This is a genomic window from Dietzia maris, assembly GCF_014144855.1.
Classification (GTDB): Bacteria; Actinomycetota; Actinomycetes; order Mycobacteriales; family Mycobacteriaceae; genus Dietzia; species Dietzia kunjamensis.
The window spans coordinates 1-7,326 of sequence record NZ_JAALDN010000042.1; the positions used below are offsets into that span (position 1 = coordinate 1).

The 7,326-nt window shown below is 69.5% G+C and carries 10 protein-coding genes; 5 read left to right on the forward strand and 5 right to left on the reverse strand.

The features are described 5' to 3' along the window. Positions 1–229 (reverse strand): hypothetical protein (locus G6024_RS16360; RefSeq protein ID WP_206683376.1); only part of this gene is annotated, 229 nt, incomplete at its 3' end. Positions 230–664: 435 nt separating this feature from the next. Between G6024_RS16360 and G6024_RS01560 the strand changes: the two genes are divergently transcribed. Beyond that, positions 665–1,366, forward strand: coding sequence for a type 1 glutamine amidotransferase domain-containing protein (locus tag G6024_RS01560; protein ID WP_067720144.1), 702 nt, complete (start codon positions 665–667; stop codon positions 1,364–1,366). Between the two features lie 65 nt (positions 1,367–1,431). On the opposite strand, the gene G6024_RS01565 is transcribed toward G6024_RS01560, so the two are convergent. Both G6024_RS01565 and G6024_RS01570 read right to left on the reverse strand, forming a co-directional pair. Continuing rightward, positions 1,432–2,163: a GAF and ANTAR domain-containing protein gene (locus G6024_RS01565; protein WP_067720142.1), complete on the reverse strand. Its 732-nt coding sequence runs from the start codon at positions 2,161–2,163 to the stop codon at positions 1,432–1,434. A 135-nt stretch (positions 2,164–2,298) separates the two neighbouring features. Then, positions 2,299–2,577, reverse strand: a complete 279-nt coding sequence (locus G6024_RS01570) for a WhiB family transcriptional regulator (RefSeq protein WP_067720140.1) — start codon at positions 2,575–2,577, stop codon at positions 2,299–2,301. A 457-nt stretch (positions 2,578–3,034) separates the two neighbouring features. Between G6024_RS01570 and G6024_RS01575 the strand changes: the two genes are divergently transcribed. Then, a complete protein-coding gene (locus G6024_RS01575; RefSeq protein ID WP_069390145.1) occupies positions 3,035–3,886 on the forward strand; it encodes an alpha/beta fold hydrolase in 852 nt (283 codons plus the stop codon). 84 nt (positions 3,887–3,970) lie between these two features. Beyond that, positions 3,971–4,543: a VanZ family protein gene (locus tag G6024_RS01580; protein ID WP_069390146.1), complete on the forward strand. Its 573-nt coding sequence runs from the start codon at positions 3,971–3,973 to the stop codon at positions 4,541–4,543. 33 nt (positions 4,544–4,576) lie between these two features. On the opposite strand, the gene G6024_RS01585 is transcribed toward G6024_RS01580, so the two are convergent. After that, positions 4,577–5,581: a bile acid:sodium symporter family protein gene (locus tag G6024_RS01585; protein WP_069390147.1), complete on the reverse strand. Its 1,005-nt coding sequence runs from the start codon at positions 5,579–5,581 to the stop codon at positions 4,577–4,579. A 68-nt stretch (positions 5,582–5,649) separates the two neighbouring features. Between G6024_RS01585 and G6024_RS01590 the strand changes: the two genes are divergently transcribed. Continuing rightward, a complete protein-coding gene (locus G6024_RS01590) occupies positions 5,650–6,051 on the forward strand; it encodes a YidH family protein (RefSeq protein WP_069390148.1) in 402 nt (133 codons plus the stop codon). Beyond that, on the forward strand, positions 6,048–6,419 hold the full coding sequence (locus G6024_RS01595) for a DUF202 domain-containing protein (RefSeq protein WP_096906396.1): 372 nt from the start codon (positions 6,048–6,050) through the stop codon (positions 6,417–6,419). The genes G6024_RS01590 and G6024_RS01595 overlap by 4 nt, the downstream gene beginning before the upstream one ends. Positions 6,420–6,479: 60 nt before the next feature. Here G6024_RS01595 and G6024_RS01600 read toward each other — a convergent pair whose 3' ends face one another. After that, on the reverse strand, positions 6,480–7,049 hold the full coding sequence (locus G6024_RS01600; protein WP_159147710.1) for a hemerythrin domain-containing protein: 570 nt from the start codon (positions 7,047–7,049) through the stop codon (positions 6,480–6,482). Between the last annotated feature and the right edge of the window lie 277 nt (positions 7,050–7,326).

A 7,326-nucleotide genomic window follows, 5' to 3' on the forward strand; every position in this document is an offset into this window, starting at 1 on the left:
CGGAGCTGGCACGACCGGCGCGTGCGCGGCGGCCGGGCGGGCCGGCGACGGCTCGCGTCTCGACGAAGGCAGTCGCTCGCTGCTCACCGGCGCGGTCGAGGTCGCGGAGGTGGAGGACGAAGGTTGCGTCGAGGTAGGGGAGGGTGCGGCTGATGTGAGGCCGGACTGCTGCACCGAGGACGCCACCGGCCCAGCCGCTGTGGCTGTCGCCGTCCCCCCGGAGAGCCAAGCTGCTCCCGCTCCCGCCGAAAACCCGAGCAGGGCCAATCCGGTGAGAACCATGAGCGACATGGATCGGGCGAATGGCGGACGCGTTGACCGCATGGGCACCCCTCCTCGAGTCATATGCCCGTGCGCCATTCGTCCGGGCGGATGCTGAACCCCTCAGCTCATGCGGCGTGAACATTAAGACTGTGTCGGCGGTGCCTCAACGTTTTCCTCACTAACGAGATCGCCTGGCGAATAATCCTGTGACCTGCTGATATGTCGCCTAACTCGGGGAAGCAGGCGAACCCGCAGGTAACAGCGATCGGTAAGTGAATCGCGGTGACATCACAATTGCGTGAGAAGGCTCTGATGCGTGACCGGGATCACAGCAGAAGGTAACCCGCACTGATATCGCGCGACCAGTTGCGAGTCGCCCCGAGATCCGTACTGTCGCGGCATGGCTAACGTACTGATGATCATGTCCGCAGCCGACCACTGGACCCTCAAGGACGGGTCGGAACATCCCACCGGTTTCTGGGCCGAGGAGTTCGTGGCCCCGTACGAGGTGTTCACCGACGCCGGCTGGTCCGTGACCGTGGCGACCCCGGGTGGGCGCGCTCCCACCGTCGACCAGGCCAGCCTCGGCGAAGGCGCCGGTGACCCGGAGACACTCGACAAGGTGAAGGCCTCGCTCGACCGGCTCGCGCCCGTCCTGAACTCGCCCTCCGACCTGGCCTCCGTCGATCACAACGAGTTCGACGTGGTGTTCTACCCGGGCGGCCACGGCCCCCTGCAAGACCTCGCCGTGGACAAGACCTCCGGTGCGATCCTCGCCGAGCGGGTGACCGCGGAGAAGCCGCTGGCCATGCTGTGCCACGCCCCCGCCGCCGTGCTCGCGGCCTCGGAGGATGCGTCGTCCTCGCCGTTCGCGGGGTACAAGATGACCGGGTTCTCCAACGTCGAGGAGGAGCAGGTCGGCCTGGCCGAGGGCGCGCCCTGGCTTCTCGAGGACAAGCTCGTCGAGCTGGGCGCCGACTACTCCTCCGCCGCCGAGCCGTGGGGCTCACATGTGGTGGTGGACCGCAACCTGTACACAGGTCAGAACCCGCAGTCCTCTGAGGAACTGGCCAAGCGGATCGTCTCCGACCTGGGGGCCTGACCGGAGGGCCGTACGTCTGCGCCCCGGGGCACCCCGGGGTGCCCCGGCCGGAGACCGCGCGTCCGTCAGGCGTCGAACGGCGTCTCGGGGGCGCCGTGCCCCAGGGACGCGACGACTTCCTCGGCCAGAAGTCGGAGCTTGACATTGCGGTGGCTCGACGCCCCCTGCAGGACCGAGAAGGCCTCATCCTGTGAACAGCGGTTCTGCGCCATGATGATCCCGATCGCGATGTCGATCGCGGTGCGGCTCTCCATCGCGGCGCGCCGATGCCGCGCGGCGTCGGCGTGGTCCGCGATCCGCAGCGCGATGCGGAGCGCTTTGCCGACGAGGTCAGCGTAGCGCTGCGCGTCGACCACGTCGTCCTCGTCAAACAGGCCGGGATGCCGGGTGTAGAAGTTCATCGCCGCCTCACCGAGTTCCCCCAGTTCCAGCGGGACAGCGAGCGCACTCGCGAGGCCGTGGCCCCGGACGACCTCCATGTAGTCGGGCCAACGTGACTCCGCTCGCGCGTCCGTCACCACGATGATCGCCCCGTCCGTCATCGCCTGTATGCACGGTCCCTGTTCGAAACCCGCCTGGATCTCGTCCATCTGCGACGCCGTCTCGGAGCTACTGGCAACGACGATCTTGCTTTTCTCCCGCCGGAGAATGATGCCGCAGTGGACGTCCTGACTCCGTTGAAGGTGGTCGGCCGCGAGACGAGCCAGATCGTCGAGGAGATCGGGGACATCACGGTCCTCGGCCAACAGGTCGTACAACGTCATGGCGAGGGGGTGTGGGGCGCTGTCAGCAGGCATCGGAGAGTCCTTCGGCGAGAAAACTCCCCGAGATCTGTAACCCGGCTTCCGCCGGAGCGAGTTCCGAAGGGCTCCGTCAAGAGCGGCGTCTTCACGTGGTGTCGGTCGTGGTCGTATCCCACGCTACCCTCCCGATCAGCCGGTTCTGGCCCGTCCAGCCAGACGGTGGCGTTCGTTCTCCGTCATGCCACCCCACACCCCGTAGAGCTCGCGGTTCTCCAGGGCGTACCGGCGACACGCCGACATCACGGGGCAGCTTTCGCAGAGCCGCTTGGCCCACTCCTCCCGCTTCCGACGGGAGGACTTCGGCTCATCGTCGCTGTTGTAGAACAGGTCGGGACTGCCCACACAGTTGCCGTGGTCGGCCCACGACCACCTTTCCTCCGAGGCGGTGAACGCGGTGGGGTTGCTCATCTCCACCCTCCCGAGAGGATGCGGGATGCCGAAGGCGACCCGTACCGCGCGACGTGCCCCGGCACGGCGGTACACGGGCGGGGGACCGACGGGGCGTAGATGCTGATCCGGGGGCAGTCGTCGTCCGAGTCCTGCCGATGGCGCGCGTAATCCCTCAGCGCCGCGACTCCGGCCAGATCCATGTGGTCGAGACTGAAGAGATCCACCCAGATGTGGGCGCACCCGGCCATCCGGGTGCCGTGATCGAGGATCCGGATGAGATCGGGACAGCTAGCCTGTGTCAGACAGCCTTCGACCTCGACGCGGACAGGGCCGGGGCGGGCCCCGACACGTATGAGTACCTGCAACGAGTGTTTCACGGACATCTCCGAGGGGATATCGTAAGCTCGCTGCTGAACTCACCGCCCACCATAGTAAGTTGGGTCACAGCGGGCAACCGTTTCGGAAGGGCGACACCGTGAACCACATCGTCGACCGCCACGCCGTCATCGACGGCCACCGGATCTCGATCGGCGTGCACGGCGAGGGCGAACCCGTCGTCCTTCTCCACGGAACGCCCTCGTCGTCGTACATCTGGCGCGACGTGGTGCCCGTCCTCACCGAGGCCGGGTACCGCGTCCACGTCTTCGACCTCCTCGGATACGGGCTGTCGGAGCGGCCGCGGAACCCCGACGTCGACACGTCGATCACCGGTCAGGTCGCCGTCCTCGAGGGGCTGTTGGGGGAGTGGGGACTCGACACGTTCCACCTGGTGGCCCACGACATCGGCGGCGGGATCGCGCAACGCTTCGGCGTGCAGTCGACCGGGCGCCTGCGGTCCCTGACCCTCATCGACGTGGTGAGTTTCGACAGCTACCCCTCCGAGCGGACCCGGGAACAGATGGCCGACGGGCTTGACGAGCTGGCCCGCACGCCGGACGCCGAGCACCGGGCCCACTTCCGGGACTGGCTGCTGTCGACGCACAGCGACCCGGCGAACTTCGACCCCGCCGCGCTCGACGTGTATGTCGACCTCATCAGCGGGCCGATCGGCCAACCGAGCTTCTTCCGGCACCAGGTCGCGCACTACGACCCGCGCCACACGCTGGAGATCTCCGACCAGCTGGACAGGCTCGGTCGGATCCCGGTGCAGCTGGTCTGGGGCGCCGACGACACCTGGCAGGTCACCGACTGGGCGCACCGCCTCCACGCCGCGATCCCCGGCAGCGAACTGCATCTCATCGAGAACTGTGGCCACTTCGCGCCGGAGGAACGCCCGGCCGAGGTCGCCGCGGCACTCCGGGCATTCCTCGACGCACACCGGGGCTGACGGGACCCACGGCGCTCCGGGCCCGAGATCCCGGCCGGACCCGGGACCGCCTCCGTCGCCGGGGCCCGTGTGAGGATTGTGCCCGTGACGCAACCGACAGAGTCGAAGGTCCGAGGCTGGGCCGCGCTCGCCGTGGTCGCCTACGGCGCCGTGGTGGTGGCGCTGACCATGCTCAAGGCCTTCTTCGTGATCGGGCTACTGTGGCGACCGGAATCCCAGCGCGGCCGCTCGGTCGAATGGGTACCGTTCGCTCAGTTCAGGGGCGCCCAGACCTGGTTCGGCCCACTGTTCGACGCACTCGGCAACCTGGCCTTCTTCGTGCCGCTCGGGGTGCTCCTGTACATCCTGCTGGAGGGCCGGGCCAGGGCGGTCCTCGTCGTCGTCGTCACCGGAGCGGCGATCAGCGCGACGGTCGAGGTCCTCCAGTACGTCCTCGCCCTGGGACACTCCGGCGTCACGGACCTGCTGTTCAACACAGCCGGGGCGCTGGTCGGCGCCCTCATAGCGCGCGCCTGCGGCCCGCGCCTCCACCCACTGTGGATCGGTCTCGCGCTCACCACCGCTGCGGTGTTCGCCGTCCTGGTCGTCCTCGGGCCGCGCCTGGGCGACCCCGCCGCAGTGGTGGAGCTGGGGACGGACAGGCCGCCGGCGCGGTGACCCGCGGCGGGCTCGTCACGCCCCCGGAGCCTCCTACGCTCCCGCGCCGCGGTCGGTGTCGGCGTCGGTGCCAGTGTCTGCGGCCCGCCCGTACCGGCCGGCCAGCCACGCGCACACGATCAACTGGATCTGGTGGAACAGCATCAGCGGCAGGACCAGGAGCCCGATCGGCTGGCCGACGAACAGCACGGCCGCCATCGGCAACCCCGTGGCCAGCGACTTCTTGGACCCGCAGAACTGCACGACGCGCTTGTCCCGGTCCTCGAAACCCAGGGCCCGGGAGGCGAGTTCGGTCAGACCCAGCACCACCGCGAGCAGCACGCAGCACGCGACGATCAGCCAGGCCAACTCGCCGACGCCGATCGTCGACCAGATCCCGTCGGCGACCCCGTCGGAGAACGCCGCGTAGACCACCAGCACGATGACGGTCTTGTCGAACAGGGCGATCCGCTTGATCCTGCGGATGACCGGCAGGACCCAGGTCCGCAGGAGCTGGCCCACCACGAACGGCAGGAGCAGCTGCAGGGCGATCGTGCCGACCGAGTTCCACGTGATGACCACGGACCCGTCGGTGGTCATCAGGGCGAAGACCAGCAGGGGAGTGATCACCACACCCAGCAGGTTGGACACCGACGCCGACACCACCGCCGCGCTGACGTGCCCGCGGGCGATCGCCACGAAGGTGATGGACGACTGGACGGTCGACGGGACCAGCGTGAGGAACAGGAACCCGGCGGCCAGGGAGGCGCCGAGCACGGGCGTGAGGAGCCACTGGCCGAGCAGGCCGAGGAGCGGGAACAGGAGATACGTCGAGGCGAGCACGACCGAGTGGAGCCGCCAGTGCGTGAGGCCGACCACCAGCTCCCGGGGCTCGAGGCGCGCGCCGTAGAGGAAGAACAGCACGGCGATGCCGATCGTCGTCACCCAGTCGAGCGCGTCGGCCGCGCCACCGGTGGCGGGCAGGAACGCGGCGACCACCACCGCCGCCAGGATCGCCAGGATGAACGGCTCGATCCGGAGACGACGCAGAATGCCCATCCGCCTATTCCACCACCAGGGCGTCGGGGGGCGACCGATAGGCTCGGCACCATGACGGAGCGCAGGCGATGACCGGACAGGCCGGACAGACCGGGCAGGCCCCGGAGGGGTGGCGGCCCAGGGCGTTGCGGGACGGCGAGGAACCGGACCCCCGGTTCACGCTCGCCAACGAGCGCACCTTCCTGGCCTGGATCCGCACCAGCCTCGGGTTGACGGCGGGCGCGGTGGCGATGGAGGCCTTCGCGGGGGACGAGATCCCCGAGATCGTCCGCACGCCGCTGGCCTGCATCCTGCTGGTGCTGGCGGCGGTCCTCGCGATCGTGGCGTTCCGGCGGTGGATCCGGATCGAGGCCTCGATGCGTCACCAGCGGCCGCTGCCCATGCCGCAGGCATCCATCCTGCTGGTGCTGGGGATCTCGATCGGCGCGGTCCTGCTCATCGTGGCGATCCTGGGCGGCACCTTCGCATGAGCACGCCCCGGCAGCGGCGGATCGGGGTGGAACCGCGGGCGGTTCCGCCCGACGCGGGATTGGCCGCCGAGCGCACCAGCCTGTCGTGGGCCCGGACGTGGGCCGTGGTGGGCGTGAACATCATCCTCATCGCCAAGCTGGTGGCGGAGACGTCGGTGTTCTGGGCGTCGGTGTTCTCGTTGCTCACCGTGGTCCCGCTGCTGGCGCTGCTCCGGGTGCAGCGCCACCACGAGCGGCGGGTCGGGCGGTTCGTCCGCGGGGCCGAGGTGCCGCAGACCCGGGCGGCCCACAACGTCGGTCTGGTGGTGTTGGTCGTCGTGATGGCCACCTGCGGCCTGGTCGCCGTGCTGGTCAGCCTGTCGAACTAGCAGCTGAGAGCGCGTGGCCCGGCCCCGCGCGGGTGGTCGCCGGGGCCGGGAGCGGAGGTGTCAGGTGTTCTTGGCCCGCCCGCTGAGGGCGTCGCGGAGGCGGTCGACCATGCCGACGCCGGGTCCCAGGGTCATGTGGAACAGCTCGGAGTGCGGTGAGCCGGGGTGCGGCCGGGTGGGGGCGATCTTCTTGGCGGCCTCGACCTTGCGGCCCAGGTCGACCAGGTCCTCGGCGGAGATGTGCTTCCGCATCTTGGGGAACTGGTCCGCCTCCTCGTCGTCGGCGTGGTGGTCGAGGAGTTCCTTGAACCGCTTCACGGTGGCGATGAACTCGGCGCTCCCGGCGTCCAGGCCCTCGAGCTCCTTCATCACCTCTTCGAGTTCCTGGTGCTCTTCCTTGTCGTGCTCGACCTCGTCGGTGCCGCCCGGGACCTCGCGCTCGTAGACGGGGTAGACGAACAGTTCCTCGGCCACGGAGTGGCGCACGACCTCGGCGATGGCGGAGTCGGCCAGCGAGCGGCGTTCCTCGGCGTCGGCGGTGTTCTCGATCATCTCGAGCAGGCCGACCATCTCGCGGTGGTCGGCGGTGAGGATGTCGACGACGTCCCCGGCGGCTGCGGTGTCGGCCATGAGGCTCTCCTTCGCGGTGTGAGACGGATGGACCTCTCGACCGTAGAGGCGGCCGTGCGCGACGGCCACCGGACCGACGGCCACCGGAGGAGCCGGGGACCTGCTCGGTGGCCGGTTCAGGGGCGCGTGCTCTCCGTCTCGCACATGCCCTGCAGGACGCAGGTGCCGCAGCCGCCGGTCACGCCGCAGTCCGCGGCGGGGTCGCCGGGAGTGGAGCCGGCGGGGGAGCAGGAGGCGGCGCCGTCGGTGGAGGAGCCCGCGTCACCGCAGGTGGAGG

Coding starts and splice junctions, on each gene's coding strand:
- G6024_RS01565 (WP_067720142.1), bottom strand. CDS start 2,163: ATGCCTGCTGACAGCGCCCCACACCCCCTCGCCATGACGTTGTACGAC.
- G6024_RS01590 (WP_069390148.1), top strand. CDS start 5,650: ATGACCGGACAGGCCGGACAGACCGGGCAGGCCCCGGAGGGGTGGCGG.
- G6024_RS01600 (WP_159147710.1), bottom strand. CDS start 7,049: ATGGCCGACACCGCAGCCGCCGGGGACGTCGTCGACATCCTCACCGCC.
- G6024_RS01570 (WP_067720140.1), bottom strand. CDS start 2,577: ATGAGCAACCCCACCGCGTTCACCGCCTCGGAGGAAAGGTGGTCGTGG.
- G6024_RS01560 (WP_067720144.1), top strand. CDS start 665: ATGGCTAACGTACTGATGATCATGTCCGCAGCCGACCACTGGACCCTC.
- G6024_RS01595 (WP_096906396.1), top strand. CDS start 6,048: ATGAGCACGCCCCGGCAGCGGCGGATCGGGGTGGAACCGCGGGCGGTT.
- G6024_RS01585 (WP_069390147.1), bottom strand. CDS start 5,581: ATGGGCATTCTGCGTCGTCTCCGGATCGAGCCGTTCATCCTGGCGATC.